At 71.4% G+C, this 21,043-nt stretch carries 16 protein-coding genes; 9 read left to right on the top strand and 7 right to left on the bottom strand.

From position 1 onward, the window contains the following. The first annotated feature begins 9 nt into the window (after window positions 1-9). Window positions 10-420: an NAD(+)--rifampin ADP-ribosyltransferase gene (gene arr / locus AB0L37_RS18815; RefSeq protein WP_365506157.1), complete on the top strand. Its 411-nt coding sequence runs from the start codon at window positions 10-12 to the stop codon at window positions 418-420. 110 nt (window positions 421-530) lie between these two features. Beyond that, the gene (locus AB0L37_RS18810; RefSeq protein WP_365506235.1) at window positions 531-1,538 is read left to right on the top strand and encodes an alpha/beta hydrolase; all 1,008 of its coding nucleotides are present in this window, start codon (window positions 531-533) and stop codon (window positions 1,536-1,538) included. On the opposite strand, the gene AB0L37_RS18805 is transcribed toward AB0L37_RS18810, so the two are convergent. Beyond that, the gene (locus AB0L37_RS18805) at window positions 1,519-1,992 is read right to left on the bottom strand and encodes a GNAT family N-acetyltransferase (protein ID WP_365506154.1); all 474 of its coding nucleotides are present in this window, start codon (window positions 1,990-1,992) and stop codon (window positions 1,519-1,521) included. The genes AB0L37_RS18810 and AB0L37_RS18805 overlap by 20 nt on opposite strands. A 33-nt stretch (window positions 1,993-2,025) precedes the next feature. Between AB0L37_RS18805 and AB0L37_RS18800 the strand changes: the two genes are divergently transcribed. Together AB0L37_RS18800 and alc are read left to right on the top strand one after the other, a co-directional pair. After that, on the top strand, window positions 2,026-2,934 hold the full coding sequence (locus tag AB0L37_RS18800) for a LysR family transcriptional regulator (protein WP_365506152.1): 909 nt from the start codon (window positions 2,026-2,028) through the stop codon (window positions 2,932-2,934). Window positions 2,935-3,014: 80 nt separating this feature from the next. Further along, the gene (gene alc, locus AB0L37_RS18795) at window positions 3,015-4,157 is read left to right on the top strand and encodes an allantoicase (protein WP_365506149.1); all 1,143 of its coding nucleotides are present in this window, start codon (window positions 3,015-3,017) and stop codon (window positions 4,155-4,157) included. 250 nt (window positions 4,158-4,407) lie between these two features. Here the strand turns inward: alc and pepN (AB0L37_RS18790) are convergent, their stop codons facing one another. Then, window positions 4,408-6,978, bottom strand: coding sequence for an aminopeptidase N (pepN, locus tag AB0L37_RS18790; protein WP_365506146.1), 2,571 nt, complete (start codon window positions 6,976-6,978; stop codon window positions 4,408-4,410). Window positions 6,979-7,100: 122 nt separating this feature from the next. Between pepN (AB0L37_RS18790) and AB0L37_RS18785 the strand changes: the two genes are divergently transcribed. Next, window positions 7,101-7,622, top strand: a complete 522-nt coding sequence (locus AB0L37_RS18785) for a DUF1203 domain-containing protein (RefSeq protein WP_365506144.1) — start codon at window positions 7,101-7,103, stop codon at window positions 7,620-7,622. On the opposite strand, the gene AB0L37_RS18780 is transcribed toward AB0L37_RS18785, so the two are convergent. Then, window positions 7,623-8,645 (bottom strand): aspartate-semialdehyde dehydrogenase, encoded by a 1,023-nt coding sequence (locus tag AB0L37_RS18780; protein WP_365506141.1) that lies wholly within the window; start codon window positions 8,643-8,645, stop codon window positions 7,623-7,625. A 209-nt stretch (window positions 8,646-8,854) separates the two neighbouring features. On the opposite strand from AB0L37_RS18780, the gene AB0L37_RS18775 reads away from it, so the two are divergent. Beyond that, window positions 8,855-9,370 (top strand): sigma-70 family RNA polymerase sigma factor, encoded by a 516-nt coding sequence (locus tag AB0L37_RS18775; protein ID WP_365506138.1) that lies wholly within the window; start codon window positions 8,855-8,857, stop codon window positions 9,368-9,370. Window position 9,371: 1 nt separating this feature from the next. Further along, window positions 9,372-10,088: a hypothetical protein gene (locus AB0L37_RS18770; RefSeq protein WP_365506135.1), complete on the top strand. Its 717-nt coding sequence runs from the start codon at window positions 9,372-9,374 to the stop codon at window positions 10,086-10,088. A 59-nt stretch (window positions 10,089-10,147) separates the two neighbouring features. Here AB0L37_RS18770 and AB0L37_RS18765 read toward each other — a convergent pair whose 3' ends face one another. Beyond that, entirely contained in the window at window positions 10,148-13,471 is a 3,324-nt protein-coding gene (locus AB0L37_RS18765; RefSeq protein WP_365506133.1) for a S8 family serine peptidase, read from the bottom strand. Between the two features lie 211 nt (window positions 13,472-13,682). Beyond that, window positions 13,683-14,225, bottom strand: coding sequence for a CGNR zinc finger domain-containing protein (locus tag AB0L37_RS18760; protein ID WP_365506130.1), 543 nt, complete (start codon window positions 14,223-14,225; stop codon window positions 13,683-13,685). A gap of 112 nt (window positions 14,226-14,337) precedes the next feature. On the opposite strand from AB0L37_RS18760, the gene AB0L37_RS18755 reads away from it, so the two are divergent. Both AB0L37_RS18755 and AB0L37_RS18750 read left to right on the top strand, forming a co-directional pair. Beyond that, complete coding sequence (locus AB0L37_RS18755) at window positions 14,338-14,814, top strand: NUDIX hydrolase (RefSeq protein ID WP_365506127.1); 477 nt, start codon at window positions 14,338-14,340, stop codon at window positions 14,812-14,814. A 277-nt stretch (window positions 14,815-15,091) separates the two neighbouring features. Continuing rightward, entirely contained in the window at window positions 15,092-16,858 is a 1,767-nt protein-coding gene (locus tag AB0L37_RS18750; protein WP_365506124.1) for a TIGR03767 family metallophosphoesterase, read from the top strand. Window positions 16,859-16,934: 76 nt separating this feature from the next. On the opposite strand, the gene AB0L37_RS18745 is transcribed toward AB0L37_RS18750, so the two are convergent. Both AB0L37_RS18745 and pepN (AB0L37_RS18740) read right to left on the bottom strand, forming a co-directional pair. Next, window positions 16,935-18,002 carry a hypothetical protein gene (locus tag AB0L37_RS18745; protein WP_365506121.1) on the bottom strand — a complete coding sequence of 356 codons (1,068 nt, stop codon included), beginning with the start codon at window positions 18,000-18,002 and terminating at the stop codon, window positions 16,935-16,937. Window positions 18,003-18,286: 284 nt separating this feature from the next. Next, entirely contained in the window at window positions 18,287-20,869 is a 2,583-nt protein-coding gene (gene pepN / locus AB0L37_RS18740; RefSeq protein ID WP_365506118.1) for an aminopeptidase N, read from the bottom strand. Between the last annotated feature and the right edge of the window lie 174 nt (window positions 20,870-21,043).

The following is a 21,043-nucleotide window of genomic DNA, read 5'->3' as shown; positions in this document are numbered from 1 at the left end:
CCTGCGGCGATGGACGACGTGTTGGATGAGGGGCCGTTCTTTCACGGGACCAAGGCCGAGCTTCGGGTCGGGGACGAGCTCACCGCCGGCTTTCGGTCCAATTACCGGCCCGAGATCGTGATGAACCACATCTACTTCACCGCGCTGCGCGACGGCGCGGGACTTGCCGCCGAGCTGGCCGCCGGGGACGGTGAGCCGCGCGTGTACCTCGTCGAGCCGACCGGGGAGTTCGAGAACGACCCCAACGTCACGGACAAGAAGTTCCCCGGCAATCCCACGCGCTCCTACCGCAGCAGCGAACCGCTCCGGATCATCGGGGAGGTCACCGACTGGGTGCGCCAGACGCCCGAGGCCCTTCAGGCGTGGCGGGACCGCCTCGACGCGATGCGGGCGGACGGACGGGCCGAGATCATCAACTGACCGGCGTTTGCCGGAACGGCAAAACGGGCGCGGGGCGGCCGGGACCCGGAGGCATGATCGAGGTGTTGCCTACGCGTAGCCGTATCCGCATCCCGTATCCGGAGGTCTCCATGGTGCAGCCGCCGTCCGCCCACGCACCCGTCCCCGACCCCGTCCACCGGCTCGTCCCCTCGCCCGCCGGACGGATCCACCTCGTGGAGCAAGGGGAGGGGCCCCTCGTACTGCTCGTTCACGGGTTCCCGGAGTCCTGGTACTCGTGGCGGCGGCAGTTGCCCGTCCTTGCCCGCGCCGGGTATCGGGCCGTCGCCGTCGACGTACGCGGGTACGGGCGGTCGTCGCGGCCCGACGAGGTCGAGGCGTACCGGATGCTGGAGCTCGTCGAGGACGGCGTTGCCGTCGTCGAGGCGCTGGGGGAGACGAGTGCCGTGGTCGTCGGGCACGACTGGGGTGCCGGGATCGCCGCCAACTCCGCCCTCGCGCGGCCCGACGTGTTCCGTGCCGTCGGGATGCTGAGCGTGCCGTTCGCCCCGCGCGGCGGGCCCCGGCCCAGTGAGGTGTTCGCCGGGATGGCGGGCGGGGAGCAGGAGTTCTACGTGTCGTACTTCCAGGAGGCGGGGCGCGCGGAGGCGGAGATCGAGCCGGATGTGCGGGGGTGGCTCGCCGGGTTCTACGCCGCGCTGTCCGCCGACACCATGCCGGGACCCGACGCCCCCGATCCGCACTTCGTCACGCGCGGCGGGCGGATGCGGGACCGGTTCCCGGGCCGGCTCCCGGAGTGGCTGGGGGAGGCCGAACTCGACGTGTACGCCGGGGAGTTCGAGCGTACGGGGATGCGGGGAGCCCTCGCCCGGTACCGGAACATGGACCGGGACTGGGAGGATCTGGCCCGCTTCGACGGGGCGCCGATCGAGCAGCCCTCGCTGTTCGTCGGCGGCACCCGGGACGCCTCCACCATGTGGCTCCGCGACGCCATCGACGCGTTCCCGAAGACGCTCCCCGGGCTCGTCGGCTCGCATCTGCTCGACGGCGCCGGGCACTGGATCCAGCAGGAGCGCGCCGACGAGGTCGGTCGGTTGCTGGTGGAGTGGCTGGGCGTCGTCACACGCCCAGCTCCATGAGGGGGAGGGTGCGGCCCGGGATCGAGCCCGACGGGATCGTTCCCGTGTGGCGGCCGCCCATCGCCTCGTAGAACGGCACCGCGTTCGGGTCCGCCGCCCAGCGAATCGTCGTGAAGCCCTCGGCTGCCGCCGCCGTGCGTACGTGCTCGAAGAGGAGCCGGCCCACACCCAGCCCCATCGCCTCCGGGGCCACGAACATCAGGCCCAACTCGCCCCGGGGCGGCTCCCCTTCGAGCGTCGCGAGGCCCAGGATCCGGCCGCCGTCGGGGGACTCCGCCACCGCCGTGCGGCGCGGCGCGATGTCCTCCGGCGTGAGCGTCAGCTCGGCCACGCACGCCGCCATGAACGCCTCGTCGTACCCCCAGTGCGCCTTCGATCGCAGGGCCAGCGCCGTGAGCTCCGGCGCCTCCTCGGGGCGGGCCGGGCGGATCCGTACCGTGTTCGTCCGCGTCATGGGCTCAGCGTAGGCCGCGTTACGTTGTGCCGTATGAGCGAGCGAGTGCCGGGGCCCGACCGGTGGGACGTGAAGAAGCTGGTCATCCTGCGCACCCTGCGCGAGCGCGGGACCGTGACCGCCACCGCGCAGGCCCTGCTCATGACGCCGTCCGCCGTCTCGCAGCAGCTCACGAATCTGGCGAAGCAGCTCGGTGTGACGCTGCTCGAAGCGCAGGGGCGGCGCGTGCGGCTCACCGATGCCGCGTATCTGGTGCTGCGGCACGCCGAGGCCGTGTTCGCCCAACTGGAGCGCGCCGACGCCGAGTTGGCCGCGTACGCGCACGGGGAGGTGGGCGTCGTGCGGGTCGCCGCGTTCTCCACCGCCGTGCCCGCCCTCGTCGTGCCCGCCGTACGGGCGCTGCGCGCCGCGCACCCGGGGATCACCGTGCGGGTGCGCGAGGCCGAGGCGGGGGAGGCGTACGAACTGCTTGCCGCCGGTGACGTCGACCTCGCCCTGTCCCTCGCCGCGCACGCGCCGACCGCCCGCGACCCGAAGTTCACCCGGGTGCCGCTGCTCGCCGACCCGCTGGACGTCGCCCTGCCCGCCGGGCACCCGCTCGCCGCCGAGCCGGAGCTGCGGCTCGCCGACCTCGCCGGTGAACCGTGGATCTTCGGCGGGTCCGGGCCCTGGTCGGAGATCACCACCGCCGCCTGCGAGGCCGCCGGGTTCGTGCCCGAGCAGGCCCACAGCGCGGCCGGGTGGACGGCGATCCTCGCCATGGTGGAGGCGGGGATGGGTGTCGCCCTGGTGCCGCGGATGGCGGCGGCGCGGCGGGACGGCGTCACCATGTGCGCGCTGGGCGCCGACCGGCCCGTACGGCATGTGGTGGCGGCCGTGCGGAAGGGGGCGGAGGAGGGCGGTGCCGTGCGGCGGGTGCTGGACGCGTTGCGGGTCTCGTAGACAAACGTTCAGTTCTGCTGAAAAGGATCCTCGAAAACTTTCGATGGACCTGAGGGGTCGCCCGGTCCGATGGTGGGTCCATGACGACGACCCCGAACGCCCAGGCCCCGAACGACCAGGATCCGCACGCCAACGACGCCGCCCCCTACGGCGGCGGCGACCCGTACGCCGACTACCGCACCTTCGGTGACGCCGACGCCTTCACCGACCTCGTCGACCTCGCCGACCGGCGGCTCGGCGCCGGGGTCATCGCCGCCAACGACGAGTTCTTCGCGATGCGCGAGAACCTCCTCGTGCGCGAGCGGGCCGTCTTCGACCCCGAGCACTTCGGGCACAAGGGCAAGGTCATGGACGGCTGGGAGACCCGGCGCCGGCGCGGCACCGCCGACTCGCCGTTCCCGGCCCCCGAGGACCACGACTGGGCGATCGTGCGGCTCGGCGCCGCCGGTGTCGTCCGCGGCGTGATCGTCGACACCGCCCACTTCCGCGGCAACTACCCGCAGCGCGTCAGCCTCCAGGCCGCCTCGGTGCCGGGCGCCCCCGGCCCCGACGAACTGCTCGCCGACGACGTGAAGTGGGAGGAGATCGTCCCGCCGAGCCAGGTCCGCGGCCACGCCGCCAACGCGTTCGCCGTCACCTCCGAGCGCCGCTACACGCACGTCCGCGTCTGCCAGCACCCCGACGGCGGGATCGCGCGGCTGCGGGTTCACGGCGAGGTCGTCCCTGATCCGGAGTGGCTCGGCCTGCTCGGCACGTTCGACCTCGTCTCCGTACTCAACGGGGGTGTGTACGAGGACGCGTCCGACAAGTTCTACTCGTCGCCGACGCAGATCATCCTGCCCGGTACGTCACGGAAGATGGACGACGGCTGGGAGAACCGGCGGCGCCGCGTGCACGGCACGAACGACTGGGTGCGGTTCCGGCTCGCCGCCCAGGGGGCGATCCGGGCCGTCGAGATCGACACGGCGTATCTGAAGGGGAATTCGGCCGGGTGGATCGCGTTGAGCGGGCGGAACGGGGAGACGGGGGAGTGGTTCGAGATCATCCCGCGGACCCGGTTGCAGCCCGACACGCTGCACCGTTTTCCGCTGGCCGCGCAGGCGGTGGCGACGCATGTGCGGTTGGACGCGTTCCCTGACGGGGGTGTGGCGCGGATGCGGGTGCACGGCGTTCTGACGGAGGCGGGGCGCTCGGCGCTGGAGGAGCGGTTCCGTCGGGGGTGACACCGGTTCGTCGCCGGGTGCGGGTGCGTGGGGGCTGGTCGCGCAGTTCCCCGCGCCCCTGAGATGCGCACCTTCGGTGCGGCATCTCCCCGATGACCTCAGCCTCTATCGGGGAAATGCGACGCGAAGCGTCTGCATTTCAGGGGCGCGGGGCTGTGTCATTAGCGGCTCCGCCGCGGGGCGCGACCAGCCCCCACCGGGCCGCAGTCCGCAATCAGACAGCGACCCGGCAGACGGGAACGGAATCCGGCTACACGTCCGCGGCCTGCGCCCGAAGCGCGCGCTCCACCCCGGACCGCGACTCCGACACCAGCCGCCGCAGCGCAGCGCTGGGCTCCGCCGACGACAGCCACTCATCCGTCAGCGCCAAAGTGTCGCCAGACACCTGCACCGACGGATACAGGCCCACCACGATCTGCTGAGCCATCTCGTGCGAGCGCGAGTCCCAGACGTCCTTGAGCGCCGCGAAGTACTTCTCGGTGTACGGCGCGAGCAGCTCCCGCTGGTCGGTCTGGACGAAGCCGCCGATCACCGCTTCCTGCACCGCGTTCGGCAGCTGGTCGGAGTCGACGACCGACGCCCACGCCTCCGCCTTGGCCTCCGGCGTCGGCCGCGCCGCGCGCGCGGTCGCCGCGTGGCGCTCCCCCGCGGCGGTCCTGTCGCGGTCGTACTCCGCGCCGATCTCCGCCTCGTCGTACCGCCCGGTCGCGGCGAGGCGCTGCACGAACGCCCAGCGCAGCTCGGTGTCGACGGCCAGGCCCTCGATGGACTCGCGGCCCTCCAACAGGGCGACGAGCAGGTCGAGTTGCTGCGGGGTGCGGGCCGTCGCCGCGAAGGCGCGGGCCCAGGCCAGCTGGTGGTCGCTGCCCGCCTCGGCCGTACGCAAGTGCGTGAGCGAGGCCTCGGTCCAGCGGGCGAGGAGCGTGTCCCGGTGGGCGGGGGCCGCGTACAGGTCGATGGCCAGCTTCACCTGACGGTGCAGGGACTGGACGACGCCGATGTCGGACTCCTTGGCGATGCCCGACAGGACGAGGTCGAGGTACGCGCTGGCCGACAGCTCGGCGTCGCGCGTCATGTCCCACGCCGACGCCCAGCACAGCGCGCGCGGCAGCGACGACTCGAAGTCGCCGAGGTGCTCGGTGACGAAGGCGAGGGACTGCTCGTCGAGGCGGACCTTCGCGTACGACAGGTCGTCGTCGTTGAGCAGGATCACGGCCGGGCGGCGCTTGCCGACGAGGTCGGGGACCTGCGTCAACTCCGTCGCGGTGACGTCGAGTTCGACGCGCTCGCCGCGCAGCAGCTTGCCGCTGTCGTCGTCGAGGTCGTAGAAGCCGATCGCGATGCGGTGCGGGCGCAGCGTCGACGTGCCCTTGGCGCCCTCGGGCAGCGCGGGGGCCTCCTGGCGGATCGCGAACGACGTGATGACGCCGTGCTCGTCCGTCTCGATCTCGGGCCGCAGGACGTTGATGCCGGCCGTCTCCAGCCACGCCTTCGACCACGACTTCAGGTCACGGCCGCTGGTCTCCTCAAGAGCGCCGAGCAGATCCGAAAGCCGCGTGTTGCCGAACGCGTGCCGCTTGAAGTACGCCTGCACGCCCTGGAAGAACTCGTCCATGCCGACGTAGGCGACGAGCTGCTTGAGGACCGAGGCACCCTTCGCGTACGTGATGCCGTCGAAGTTGACGAGCACGTCGTCGAGGTCGGTGATGTCCGCCATGATCGGGTGCGTGGACGGGAGCTGGTCCTGGCGGTACGCCCACGTCTTCATGGAGTTGGCGAACGTCGTCCACGAGTGCGGCCACTTCGAGTCCGGCGCGTACGCCTGGCAGGCGGCCTCGGCGAACGTCGCGAACGACTCGTTCAGCCACAGGTCGTTCCACCACTCCATGGTGACGAGGTCGCCGAACCACATGTGCGCCAGCTCGTGCAGGATCGTGGCCGCGCGCACCTCGTACGCGGCGTCCGTCACCTTCGAGCGGAACACGTACTGGTCGCGGATGGTGACCGCGCCCGCGTTCTCCATCGCGCCCGCGTTGAACTCGGGGACGAACAGCTGGTCGTACTTGGGGAAGGGGTACTTGTAGTCGAACTTCTCCTGGAACCAGTCGAAGCCCTGCCGCGTCACCTCGAAGATCGCGTCCGAGTCGAGGTGCTCGGCGAGCGACGGGCGGCAGTAGATGCCCAGCGGCACGCTCTGGCCGCCCGGACCCTCGTACGAGGAGTGGACGCTGTGGTACGGGCCGACGATGAGCGCCGTGATGTACGTCGACATGCGCTGCGTCGGCTCGAAGACCCAGAGGTCGTCCTTGGGCTCCGGCGTGGGGGAGTTGGAGATCACGGTCCAGCCGGTGGGCGCCTTCACCGTGAACTGGAAGGTGGCCTTGAGGTCCGGCTGCTCGAAGGACGCGAAGACGCGGCGGGCGTCCGGGACCTCGAACTGCGTGTACAGGTAGGCCTGTTGGTCGACCGGGTCGACGAAGCGGTGCAGGCCCTCACCGGTGTTGGTGTACGCGCAGTCGGCGACGACCCGCAGTTCGTTCGGGCCCGCCTCCAGGTGGGCAAGGGCGATCCGCGAGTCACGGAAGACGGCGGCGACATCCAGCGAGCGGCCGTTGAGGACCACCTCGTGCACGGCGTCCGCGATGAGGTCGATGAAGGTCTCGGCGCCCGCCTCGGCGCTGTCGAAGCGCACGGTGGTCGCGGACCGGAACGTGCCGCCCTCCTGCGCGCCCGAGAGGTCGAGATCGATCTCGTAAGAGTCAACGGTGAGCAGCTTCGCCCGCTGCTGCGCCTCTTCACGGGTCAGATTGGTGCCAGGCACGCGGTCATCTCCTAGTGCGGTCTACGTTCATGACGTTTTCGGTCATCCTTCCACGCGGGATGGGCGAACGCGATGTCCGTTTTCCGCCGGTGAACACGGGCGCGCGAAGCCAGCCTGGACGTATGACCAGGTACACCGCACTGCCCATCGACGCCGTGGCCCTCGAGGAGCTGCGCACGACCGACGACGCGGGCCGCCCCTGCGTCCCGTACACCGCGACCACCGCCGAGGCGGGCTCCCCGCTGCGCTGCTGTCTCAAGCCCGTCGAGGAGTGCGAGCGGATCGCCCTCGTCTCGTACGCGCCGCTGCGGCGCTGGGCGGCTGAGACGGGCGCGCGTCCTGGGGCGTACGACGAACAGGGCCCCGTCTTCATCCACGTCACGGACGAGGACTGCCCCGGGTACACCCCCGACCCCGGCCGCTACCCGTTCGACCGGCCCGGAGCGCGGCGCACCCTGCGGCGCTACGACGCCCGCGGGCACATCGCGGGCGGCGCGCTCCTGGAGATCCCGCAGAACGCGACGGCCGGGTTCGACGCCGCCCTCGATGAGGCGTTCGCCGACCCGGCCGTGGTGCTCGTACATGTCAGGGCGCTGGAGTACGGCTGCCTGCACTACGCGGTGCGGCGGCCGACAGCCCCCTGATCACTGCTTGGCGGACAGCTCCTGCGCGACGAGCTCCGCGATCTGCACCGCGTTCAGCGCGGCGCCCTTGCGGAGGTTGTCGTCGGAGACGAAGAACGCCAGACCGTTCTCCACCGTCTCGTCATTGCGGATACGGCCGACGAACGAGTCGTCCTTGCCCGCGGCGACCAGCGGCGTCGGTACGTCCGTGACGACGACGCCCTCGGCCGAGGAGAGGATCTCGGTGGCGCGCTCCGGGCTCAGCGGCCGGGCGAAGCGGGCGTTGATCTGGAGCGAGTGACCGGTGAAGACCGGGACGCGCACGCAGGTGCCGGAGACCTTCAGCTCGGGGATCTCCAGGATCTTGCGGGACTCGTGGCGGAGCTTCTGCTCCTCGTCCGTCTCGTTCAGGCCGTCGTCGACGATGGAGCCGGCCATCGGCAGCACGTTGTAGGCGATGGGCGCGACGTACTTGTTCGGCGCGGGGAACTCGGCGGCCGAGCCGTCGTGCGTGAGCTTCGGGGCGTCCTCGCCGACCTTCTGGACCTGCTCGAACAGCTCCTCCACACCGGCGAGACCGGAGCCGGAGACCGCCTGGTACGTGGCGACGACGAGGGCTTCGAGGCCCGCCTCCGCGTGCAGCGGCTTGAGGACCGGCATCGCGGCCATCGTCGTGCAGTTCGGGTTGGCGATGATGCCCTTGGGGCGGTCCGCGATCGCGTGCGGGTTGACCTCGGAGACGACGAGCGGCACCTCGGGGTCCCTGCGCCAGGCGGAGGAGTTGTCGATCACGACGGCGCCCTGCGAGGCGACCTTCTCGGCGAGGGCCTTGGAGGTGGCGCCGCCCGCGGAGAACAGCACGATGTCGAGGCCCGTGTAGTCGGCCGTCGCCGCGTCCTCGATCGTCACGCCGTCCAGGACCTTGCCCGCACTGCGCGCCGACGCGAACAGGCGCAGCTCGTCCACCGGGAAGTCCCGCTCGGCGAGGATCTTGCGCATGACCGTGCCGACCTGACCGGTGGCTCCGACGATTCCGACCTTCACAGGAACTTCCTCCGTACGTGCGAGCGGCCCTCCGGCCTGCGGGTGCGTCCATGATGCGTCTGTCCAGGCCCGCCTTGTCCAATCCATTGTCCGGTGGTCGGGACGGCGTGGTACATCCCACAGCGCATCCCCCAGCATGCTCATGGCACACGGCGAACGTTTTCGTGGCGTACGGCGTCGTAGGGCAAAGGGGTGGGAGGGGAGGGTCAGTGCTGCGCAGAAAGCCGAGGGGACGGCCGGGCGACCCGTTGGACAAGGCCGTCGAGGACCGGGTGCGGGCCGTGCTGTCGCTGGGCGGCGTGCCGTACGCGGATCTTCCGGACGGCGTCCAGCAGGTGCGGCTGCGGCTCCTGGAACGGGCGGCGAAGGGGCAGGAGGAGCCGCGCGACGTCTCCGCGTGGGCGGCGGTCGTCGCCTCGAACCTGGCCATGGACTGGCACCGGGCGCGCCGCCGCCAGGAACGGCTCGGCGAGCGCCTGGCCTCGCTGCGCCAGGAGGACGCCCGGGACGCCGCCGACACCCGCGTCCTCTCCCTCGCCGTGGCGAAGGGCCTCGACGAGCTGCCCGACCAGCAGCGGCAGGTCGTGGTTCTGCGGTTCTACGCGGATCTGCCGGTCAGGGACATCGCGGCCGAGCTCGGCGTGCCCGAGGGCACCGTCAAGAGCCGGCTGCACACCGCGGTCCGTGCGCTCAGGGCCCGGCTGCACGAGCAGGAGGTGGTGTGACGTGACCGGCGATGCCCGCGAGGACCAGCTTCTGATGCTCGCCCTGACCGGGGAGCCGCTGCCGGACGACGATCCCGACGCGGCGGCCGTGGCGGCCGACATCGCGCTGCTGCGGGACCAGGTCAAGGGCCTCGGCGACGCACTGGCCTCCCGCCCCGCACCGGCTCCGGCTCCTGTACGCGCGCCCGCACGCGCCCCCGTCCGCAGGCGCCGCCCGCTGCGTATCGCCCTCGGCGCGCTGGCCGTGGCCTGCGCGGCCTCGTTCGTGGGCGGACTGCTGTGGCTGGGCGCCAACGCGCCTGGCGGCGGGAACGACGACGCCGCGGGCTCCGCCGCCCAGGACAAGTCGGCGAAGGGCGGCATCACGCACTTCCGCGCCCTGCAACTGGCCTGCTCGCGCTGGACGGTCGAAGGCACCGTGCGCAGCGTCACGCCGCGCGACGACGGAGACGTACAGGTCGTCCTGAAGGTGAAGCGCTACTACCGGCCGGAGCGGTCGGCCGCGACGTACCCGACGGTGAGCCTCACGCTCGACGGGGCGGCCCGCAAGGAGCTGAAACCCGGCACGCTCGCCCTGATCACCGTCCCGCTGTACCCCGAGGACGGGCAGGACTGGGAGCTCGGGCGGGGCGTGGGCGACGTACGGCCCGAGCTGGTCAAGGCGCTGCCCGAGGCCCGCGACCTGACGTGCCCGGGGCCGAACCTGGGCCGCGGCTGACCGGGACGGCGAAGGGGGCGGACGCCCATGGCGCCCGCCCCCCCGGATCATTCAGGCCGTTACGGCGTGACCTTCTCGATCTTCACGCTGCCGACGCCCGCGGCGACACCGCGCTCGTTGAGCAGCTGCACCTGGCCGAAGAACTCCCGGCCCTCCGGCGCCGCGGCCGCGGCCGTGACCTCGGCGGAGACGTCCGTGGACGCCCCGTTGGCCAGCGAGACCGTCTTCGTCTCGTCGACCTTCACCGTGCCGAGCGACGGGGAGAAGAAGACGTCGACGTAGTCGTACGCGGTCGAACCGGACGGCACCGAGTAACCGGCGACCTCCACCGTGTACGTGCCGGCGGCCGGCTTCGCGATGCTCACCGACTCCTCCGAGTCGCCGTCGGCGGACTGGGCGACGACCTTCCCGGACGCGTCGTAGACCGTGAGGTCCAGGTCGGCGGCCTGGTCGGAGACGTTGCCGATCGTGACGTCGAGCTTGTCGGTGCCCGCGGGCACGTCGACCGTGGACGTCTGCGTGGCACCGTTCGCGATGGTCGGACGCGCGGTCTTCGACGAGCCGAGCGCACCGCCCTGGAGCTTGCCGCCGCTGATGGCCGCGAAGTTGTTCGTGACCTTCCACGAGACGGCGGCCGGGGTGTTGACCTTCGCCTCGGGCAGCGTCTGCACGGCCGGGTCGAACGCGGCGCCGAGCACGGACACGTCCAGCGTGTACGGGTTGTCGAGCAGCGGCGACGTACGGCGCGACTCGACCTCGATCTCCCAGACACCGGCCTGCGGGTCCGCGTACGAACGCAGGTCGGGACGGCAGGTGTTGGCCGGGTTGTAGTTCGGGTAGCAGCTCGGCGTCGACGTGTCGTCGACCGGCACCCCGTACGGGTGGATGGAGATGAAGCGGGTCTGGCTCTTGTCGGCGAGACCGCTCATCCGCACCTGGAGCGCGGACGCGCCCTCGGGCACCGTCAGGAAGTACGACTTCGTGCTGTTGCGCTGCACGGAGCTCTTGGCGGTGAACGTGTACGACGGCTTGGCCAGCGGCGTCGAGACGACGACGGTCGCCATGACCTGCTGGTCGACGCCCTCGGTCTTCGGGTCGTCGACGTTCAGGATCGCGCTGCGCAGACCGGCCGAGGAGGGACGGGCCTGCACCTTCACGGTGACGGCCTTGTTCAGCGGCAGGTACACGTAGCTGGAGCCCGCGACGGCGAAGGTGTCACCGGAGTTGTTCTTCAGCGACAGCTTGTGCAGGACCGGCTTGGCCGAACCGGACGTGCGCGTGATCGTCACGTCGTACGTCTTCTTCTCGCCGGCCTTCAGACCGCCCTCGCGGTCGTAGATGCCGGTGCCGAAGCCCGGCGTCTTGAGCGCGTAGTCGATGGCGGTGTCGACGGGCGCCTTCACGGTGTACGTGTGCGCGCTCGCCCCGTCCTCGATGGAGTCCCAGGCGTCGACGATGTCGATCAGGCCGGAGCCCTCCGCGTACGCCTGCTCGCCCGGGATGTGGTGCGCGGTCGAGGTGAGCGCGGTGCGCAGCTTCGCCGGGGTCAGGCCGATGTGCTCGCGCTTGGCGGCCGAGAGCAGCAGCGCCGAGGCGCCGGCGGCCTGCGGCGACGCCATCGAGGTGCCCTGGAGCATCGAGTAGCCGGCCGGCAGCGTGTAGCCCGCCTCGGCGACCGGCGAACCGGGCAGCCAGGTCTGGGTGGTGTTGATCGCGGCACCGGGCGCGGTGATGACCGGCGCGAAGCCGCCGTCCTCACGCGGGCCGCGCGAGGAGAACGGCATCATCGCGTACGACTTGTCGACCTGGGAGCCGTAGTTGGACGCCCACGTGGCCTTCGAGATCGAGGCGCCCACGGAGACGACCTTGTCGGCGAGGCCGGGGTCACCGATGGTGTTGGCACCCGGGCCCGAGTTGCCGGCCGAGATGACCAGCTGCACGCCGTACTCGTCGATGAGGCGCGTGTACAGCTCGGAACGGGCGTTGTTGCCGTCGTTGAGCGCCGGCAGACCGCCGATCGACATGTTGACGATGTCGACGCCGCGCTTGGTGACGAGGTCGATCATGCCCTCGGTCAGCGCGATGTTCGTGCAGCCGCCGGTCCACGTGCAGGCACGGGACGAGACGAGCTTGGCGCCGGGGGCGGCACCGTTCATGTTCTTGTTGCCGAACAGGGAGTTGGCCGCGGTGATGCCCGCGACGTGCGTCCCGTGCTCCGACTCGATGACGCCGATGTTGACGAAGTCGGCCTTCTTGCCGACCCAGTCGCCGCCGTACGGGTCCATCGGGACGTCCTTGCGGATCTCCACGACGAACGGCTGGCGCTCGACGACGTCGGTGGACGGGTCGTCCTTGCCGAAGTAGCCGACCTGGTAGCCGTCCTTGTACGGCTTCATCGGGGTGTCGTCCGTGAAGTCGCCGTTGTCGTTGAGGTCGACGGTCACCGTGCCCGAGGCGGCGTCGTACAGGACGCCCCACTTGTCGGTGGTGTCGCCGTCCCGGTTCGCGTCACCCTTGGCGTCGCCGCCGGCGGTGGCCGCCTCCGAGAAGGTGCTGACCCCGTACGAGCCCGCGGCGGCCTTCCAGGTGCGGCCGGCGTACGTGAACGTCGGGCCTGAGACCTGCGTGACCATCGGGCGCCAGGTGGCGTCGCTGTCGAGGATCGGGTCGGTCGCGGTGACCCAGTCGACGATCTTGCGCTCGCCGGTGGTGGTCTTCTGGAGGGCGGGGTGCCCGAGGTCGACACCGGAGTCGAGGATGCCGATGGTGACACCGCGGCCGTCGGCCTTCGGGTTGTCCTTCACGAAGTCGACGGCGCCCGTCTCGAAGGACGGGTTGTACGGGTTCTTCGCCGGGGTGTTCGCGCCGGGCCCGCTGTAGGAGCCGGCCGCCGCGTCCGAGGCGCCCTTCGCCCGGTCCGCCGTCGGCGTCGGGTCGTCGAGGGCGATCTCCTGGCGCAGGTCGATGCCGTGCACGGAGTCGAGCTTCTCGGCGGACTTGATGGCGGCGTCGGCCCGGCCGGTCGGCACGGTCGCCCGTACGTAGCCGAGCTTGTCGTAGGTCCGCCCGACGGAGCCGCCCTTCACGGAGTCGAGCTGACGGGCGACCTCCTCCGTCCTGCCGGGGGCGGTCGCGACCATGAGGGTCACGTTCTTCTTGCGGTCGGCCTTGGCGTCGGCGAGCAGTTCGGCGTCGTGCGAACCGAGCTTGTCGCCGGCGGACTTGACGGCCGGGTCGGCGGCCGGAGCGGTGTCGGTGTCCGCGGCCAAGGCCATGGGTATCGGCCCGGCCGCGGTGAGGGCGGCCACCAGGCCGGCGGCGGCCGCGAGCCGGGCCGCGCGTCTCGCGCCGGATATCGGTGCGCGCTGGGGATCGGGGGTCATCAGCATCCCTGTACGTAAAGGTGAGACACCATATGGATGGGTGGAGCTGGTTCGAAATTGATCCGGAATTCGGTGCCGGATGACCGCTCAGCTTTACGTAAGTGACCACAGTTTGGGGAGAGTTGCCCGTGACGTGATGAGGCCATGGCGTACTTCCGCCATACGCCAGGAAGGTCAAACCGCCCCGAAACACCCCCGGTGGCGCGCGAGTTCAGCTCTCGCGTGACCGGGCGTAGTGCCGTGACGCCTTGGCGCGATTGCCGCACAGGGCCATGGAGCACCAGCGCCGGGTGCCGTTGCGCGAGGTGTCGAGGAAGTGCAGCAGGCACGCCTCGTGCGCGCAGGGCCTGATCCGGTCGGGGGCGGTGCGCAGCAGTTCCAGGTAGTTCCGCGCGGCCAGCCAGCCGGGGGCCCGTGCCGGGTCCTCGAACTCGGGCACCTCGCCAGGACCGGCCGCCGTGAGCGTCGCCCGGATCCGCCCGTGGCCGAGCACGGCGTCCACCCGCGCGACGCCGTCGTCCGCGCCGTCCACCGCCGCGAGCAGGGCGTCCCGCGCGCTCAGCGTGTGCCGCAGGGTCGCGGCGTCGGGCGTGCGGTCGAGGCCGGCCGCCCGCAGCCACACGCCGAGCCCGGCCTCGTCGGCGAGCAGGTCGTGGACCTCGCCGTCCTGGCGCCAGCGCGTGTTCAGCAGGTCGAGCGCGAGCGGCTCGCCGGTGAGCGGCCGCGGATCGGCACCGGTCGTGGCGGAACGCATGATGGGGCTCCCTCCCGGAACTAACCGCTCAAGCCTACGTGACCGGTTGGCGGGCTCGGCCCCTGCGGGCGTATCTCCTGCGCACGCCTCCCGATACCTCTAGCGTCGGGGGATGCACAAAGAGCTGAGGGTGGCGGCGTACGCGGTGTGCGTACGCGACGGACAGGTACTCCTCGCCCGCTGGGTCGCCGGCGACGGGACGCGGCGCTGGACGCTGCCCGGCGGCGGCATGGACCACGGCGAGGACCCGTACGACACCGTGATCCGCGAGGTCGACGAGGAGACCGGCTACACCCTCGTGCCGACCGCCCTGCTCGGCGTCCACTCCGTGCTGCGCCGCTACCCGCGCAAGCTCGGCACGGTCGCCGACTTCCACGGGCTGCGGATCGTCTACGAGGGCGAGATCACCGGAGGCACCCTGCGCCACGAGGAGAACGGCTCGACGGACATGGCCGCCTGGCACGACCTCGACTCCGTCGCCGAGCTGCCGCGGGTCGAGCTCGTCGACGTAGGACTCGACATGTGGCGCGACCGCCCGCCGAACGGGCATCTCGTTCCCCGGAAGATGCCGCAGCTTCCCGGGGGATGACTCCCGGACCCCCAGCCGGAACCAGGTCGACCGGGCATTCCCTTCCCCGGAAAGTGAACGCAAAGTGACCGACAGGGCGCCGGTCACGTACATGCGCATGACGATGCGGACCCGTGCCCTCCCCCCGGTGATCCACGTACGGTGATCGGCGTCGCGCGTTGCGTCACCGTTAACGCGCAGGCCATCCCCGATGCCAACGATCCAGTACGGACGGGCGGTTCGAGCACCGCCGCCCGGCCGCCACTGTCGATGCGTTCGCACTCGGGGAGACCGCGCCATGCCGCGCATACGCTCTGTCACCAAAGCCGCCGCAGACTTCGACCGCCGTACGATCCTGGCCGCGACCGGCGCCGTGACGCTGAGCGCCGGGATCGGCTACGCCCTGCGGCCCGGCGACTCGGCCGCCGCCACCTCCTCCTCGGGACCGGCCACCGCCGTTCAGGCCGTCTCCCGCAAGGCGCCCGCCGCGCCCCTCGCCCCCTACACGCGCGGCACGACCCTCGCCTCGGTCGCGACCGCGTCCGGCTCCGGATTCCGCCGGCTCGGCGACGGGCCCGCCTGGCAGCGCGTCGTCCGCTCCGACCTGGCGTCCCCGCGCTCCGGCCGCGAGGCCCGCCGCACCGCGCTCGCCGCCTTCGTCCAGTTCACCGACCTGCACCTGGTCGACGTCCAACACCCGTTGCGCTACGAGTACTTGCGCTCCCAGACCGCCAGCGCCTGGCGCCCGCAGGAGGCACTGTCGGTCGCCGGAGCGGTGGCCCTGGTCGAGCGCGTCAACGCGTTGCGCGGCGCCCCCGTCACCGCCTCGCCGCTCCACTTCGTGATGACGACCGGCGACAACACGGACAACAACGCCCGCTCCGAACTCGACTGGTTCCTCACGGCGATGAGCGGCGGCCGCATCACCCCCAACACCGGCGACCCGCGCCACTACGAGGGCGTCCAGAACAGCGGCCTCCCGCTCTACTGGCACCCGGACGCCGCCCTGCGCGACACCGACAAGCGCGACCACCACTTCCCGCGCATCGACGGCTTCCTCGCCGCCGCCATCGCCGAACTGCGCAGCCCCGGCCTGAACCTCCCCTGGTACTCCACGGTCGGCAACCACGACGCACTGCCCGGCGGCTGCTACGCCCCCGGCGACGGCTTCTTCGCCGAATTCGCGGCAGGCGGCCGGAAGTTGATGGACCTCCCGTCCTCCGCGGCCAAGGCGATCTGGGACAACGTCAAGAACGGCGGCGACCCCCGGGGCAAGGCGTTCAAGGAGCTGCTGCGCTCCCAGGCCCGCCACATGCGCTCCGTCACCCCCGACGAGTCCCGCGCCCCCTTCACCCCGGCCCAGTACCTGGCAGCCCACCTGGACCCGGCCCACACGGGCCCCGGCCCGGTCGGCCACGGCTACACCCAGGCCAACCTGGCCGCCACCACCCAGTACTACGCGTTCCGCGTCTCCGACGACGTCCTGGGCATCAGCCTCGACACGACGGACCCCGGCGGCCACTACGAGGGCTCGATCGGCGCGACTCAACTGGCATGGCTGAAAGCCCAGTTGAAGTCGGCCGCGGCCGCCGGCGACCACGTCGTCGTCTTCTCCCACCACACCAGCAAGACGATGCGCAACCTCCGCGAGGACCCGCACCATCCCGGCGAGCAACGCCACGGAGGCAAGGAACTCGCGTCCCTCCTCGCCGCCCACCGCCCGGTCCTCGCCTGGGTCAACGGCCACAGCCACAAGAACGACATCACCCCGCACCCCGGCCAGGGCGCGGGCCGCGGCTACTGGGAGATCTCCACCGCCTCCCACGTCGACTTCCCCCAGCTGGCCCGCATCATCGAGGTCGCCGACAACCGCGACGGCACGCTCTCCCTCTTCACCACCCTCATCGAGTCCTCGGCCCCCCACCGCACCGACTTCACCGACCTGACCCAGACAGGCCTCGCGGCCCTCTACCGCGAACTCTCCTTCAACGCCCCGGGCTCACGGGCGACCCTCTCCGGCACACCGGGGGACCGCAACACGGAACTCGTGCTGCGAAAAGGCTGACGAGCGACCGACAGGTGAAGGGGTGGACCCGGGACCCGGGTCCACCCCTTCACTCCCCTCCTGGCTACCGCCCCGTCTACCGGGGCAGCACCACGACATACGCCGCCGGATCCCGGTCGCCCGCCGCCATCAGGGCAGTACGGACGACGGCGGCCTGCTGTTCGAGCGAGTCGCGCAGTTTGCGCGGGGTGATGTACACGACCGTGATGCCCAGGCGCTCCAAGTGCTCCCGCTTACGGGCGTATTCGCTCCACAGGGCGTCCTCGTCCTGGCGCGGCGCCCGGGTGTCGAGTTCGACGGCCACGGCCTGATCGGGCCAGTACGCGTCGAGGCCGCCGAGGTGAGGGCCGCCGGGCAGGCGCAGGTCCACGTTCCACACCGGGTCGGGCAGGCCGTGCGCGCGGACCATCGTGTAGAGGCGGTCCTCGGCGATGGCACGGCCCTCGGCGAGCAGGGAGTCCACCGCGTCCACGACGTGCGGCCGCGTGAGCAGCCGGGCCTGCGTCAACTCCCGTACCACCGATGCCGGTTCGCAGTGCCCGCCCCGCACCGCCTCCGTGAGCAGCCGCCGGACCGCCCCCGCGTCGGACAGCTGCGCCACCGCGTCCGCGAGCGCCCGCGGCACCGGAGCCACCGGAACTCCGCCGATCTGTACCGGAGTCGGCAGCCCCGTCGCCCGGATCAGGCGCACGAACTCCGTGGAGCGCAGCCGCCGGGTGCGCGGCACGAGCACGTCGATGTGGTCCAGGGAGAGCAGCGGGGGAGCGGACGAGAATCCGTGCAGGGCCAGCGCCGCGAGGCCGGTGACCAGGGCGTCGGTGTACGGCACGGCGGGCGCCGTGTGCGCCTCGCCGGCGGCGGGCTGCACGGGCACCGCGTCCAGCTGCCCCTGCCGTTCCGCGACCCGGCCCGCGTACAGCAGCACCGCGTGCAGCCGCTCGTCACTGGTCGCCGGGCCGGGGTGGAGCAGAAAGACCCCCGGCAGCACCTGCTGCCAGGGCCCGCCGGCCCGGCACTGCTCCTGCGCCGAGGCGGCGGAGACCCCGTGCGCCTTCAGCTGCGCGCCGCTCATGACGCGCCGCTGGGTCTTGATGAGGTGACGGAGAGGCCGGGGGGACACGGATGCCGGGGTGTTGTGGTTCATGACCCGGACATTCCCGCCCGGATCCGCTCCGCTAACCGCTGTTACAGTCCCGTCGACAAAACCGGACGAGCTCGCCCTAAAGTCCCCCCGCCGATGTGCCGAAAAGCGCAGGCGACGCAAGGGGTTACGGCGCGAATTGCTCGCTTTCGGTAACACCCTCGCCTTGGGCAAGCCGCCGCCCCCGCCTTGGGCAATCTGCCGCCAAGGGCGGCAGGGTGGGCAAGGCGGCCCCCCAGCGCGGGGCGAGCGCTCCAACAGGCGCCCGCCCCACCCCCGCTCAGCGACTAACCCGCCGCCGCACCCGTGTCACACGCCTGCCCCCGCAACCCCCGAGCCAGATCATCCCGAGCCTCAAGGACAAGCCGCCGCAGCGCAGGCGCCGCCCCCTCGTGCGAGGAGAGCCACGCATCGGTCGCGTCCAACGTCCCCTGGGAATCCTGCAACCCGGGGAACAGCCCCCGCACCACATCCATCCCGATCTGGATCGACCGCTCGTCCCACACCCGCTCGATCACCGCGAAGTACTTCTCCGCGTACGGCGCCACGAGCTCCCGCTGCGACGGCTGCTGGAACCCGGCGATCGTCGCCTCCACCAACGCGTTCGACAGCGCGTCCGACTCCACGACCTGCGCCCACGCCTGCGCCTTCACGGCCGCCGACGGCCGCGACGCCAGGCACCGCACCTGGTGCCGCTTGCCGGACGCCGTGTCGTCACGCGCCAGCTCCGCCGCGAGCGCCGCCTCGTCGGCGACCCCGTACGTGGTGAGCGTGTCGAGCAGCGCCCACCGCAGCTCCTGGTCGACCTCAAGTCCGTCGATCTTCCCGGTGCCCTCCAACAGCCCCTGAAGCAGCTGGAGATCGGCCTCGCGCGACGCGACCGACGTGAAGAACCGCGCCCACGTCAGCTGGTGCTGACTGCCGGGACCGGCCGTCCGCAGCTCCCGCAGCGCGCCCTCGGCGAGCAGCGCCCCGCCCTCCTCGCGCCACGCGGGCGCCGCGTAGTGCACGAGCGCCGAACGCGCCCACGCGTGCAGCATCTGGAGCACGCCGATGTCGCTCTCCCGCCCGGCGAACCGCAGCACGAGCCCGATGAAGTCCCGCGCGGGCATGAGCGCGTCCCGCGTCAGGTTCCACAGCGCGCTCCAGCACAGCGCCCGCGCCAGCGGGTCCGTGAGGTCGCCGAGGTGCTCGCGCAGCGTGGCGAGGGACGTCTCGTCGAAGCGGATCTTGCAGTACGTGAGGTCGTCGTCGTTGACGAGAACGAGCTCGGGAGCGTCCGCCCCGGCCAGCTCGCCGACCACGGTCCGCGGCCCGTCCACGTCGACCTCGGCGCGTGCGTACCGCTCCAGCGCGCCCGCGCTCGTACGCCGGTACAGGCCGACGGCGACGCGGTGCGGCCGCAGTTCGGGGTGCGACTCGGCGGCCTCCTGGAGGACGGACAGCTCGGTGATCCGGCCGTCCGCGTTCAGGATCACCTGCGGAGTCAGGGAGTTGACCCCGGCCGTCTGCAACCACGACCGCGACCACGCCGCCATGTCGCGCCCGCTGGTCTCCTCAAGGACCGACAGGAGATCGCCGAGCTGCGTGTTCCCGTACGCGTGCCGCTTGAAGTAGCGGCGCGCGCCCTCCAGGAACGCGTCCCGGCCCACGTACGCGACGAGCTGCTTGAGCACCGAGGCGCCCTTGGCGTACGTGATCCCGTCGAAGTTGAGCTTCGCGTCCTCCAGGTCACGGATGTCGGCCGTCACCGGGTGCGTGCTCGGCAGCTGGTCCGCGCGGTACGCCCACGACTTGCGGTTGTTGGCGAAGGTGATCCAGCCGTTGGTGAAGCGGGTCGCCTCGACCATCGAGAAGGAGCCCATGAAGTCGGCGAAGGACTCCTTCAGCCACAGGTCGTCCCACCACTGCATGGTGACGAGGTCGCCGAACCACATGTGGGCCATCTCGTGCAGGATCACGTTCGCCCGGCGCTCGTACGACGCCTGCGTGACCTTGCCGCGGAAGATGAACTCCTCGCGGAAGGTGACCATGCCCGGGTTCTCCATGGCGCCGAGGTTGTACTCGGGCACGAACGCCTGGTCGTACTTCCCGAAGGGGTACGGGTAGTCGAAGTTGTCGTGGAAGAAGTCGAGCCCCTGCTTCGTCACCAGGAACACGTCGTCGGCGTCGAAGTACGGCGCGAGGCCCTTGCGGCACATGGCGCCGAGCGGCACGACGAGCTTCGAACCGTCGTCGAAGGACCGCTCGTAGGTGTCCGTCACGTAGTGGTAGGGGCCGGCGACGACGGCGGTGATGTACGTCGAGATCGGCTTGGTCTCCGCGAACTGCCATACACCGTCGACGAGTTCACCCACGCCGTTGGACCACGCGGTCCAGCCGTCCGGGGTCTGCACGCTGAACCGGTACGGGGCCTTGAGGTTCGGCTGCTCGAAGTTGGCGAAGACGCGGCGGGCGTCGGCCGGCTCGTACTGGGTGTACAGGTACACCTCGCCGTCCTCGGGGTCGACGAAGCGGTGCATGCCCTCGCCGGTGCGGGAGTAGGCGCACTGGGCGTCGACGACCAGTTCGTTGTCCTCGGCGAGGCCTTCGAGGTGGATGCGGGTGCCGTCGAACACGGCGGCCGGGTCGAGGTCCTCGCCGTTCAGCGACACCGCGGTCACGGACGGGGCGACGAGGTCGACGAAGGTGCTCGCCCCCGCCTCGTTCGCCCGGAACCGGATCGTGGTCACGGAGCGGAACGTGCGCGGCCCCTCACCGGTGGCCTCGCCGACGGCGGAGCGCAGGTCGAGGGCGACCTCGTACCCGTCGACGGACAGCAGACCCGCCCGCTCGCGGGCCTCGTCGCGGGACAGATTCTCACCGGGCACGGGCGGCACTCCTTCGTGACGTTCTCAAGGGTCGTTCTCTGCGTTCGGTCCCCAGGTCGGTCTCCGGGTTCGAACGCCTACGATCCTCGCACGCGGCTGTGAGGGCGGACATCCGGGAATGCGTCCGGCGCGGGCCGCGTTGCCGCAGCCGAGACCACTTGGTGACTTTCTGAG

Origin of the sequence: Streptomyces sp. NPDC052225 (assembly GCF_040679615.1) — a bacterium.
Classification (GTDB): Bacteria; Actinomycetota; Actinomycetes; order Streptomycetales; family Streptomycetaceae; genus Streptomyces.
The sequence above is the reverse complement of the archived record's forward strand: the minus strand, read 5'-3'. Positions and strand labels throughout refer to the sequence as shown.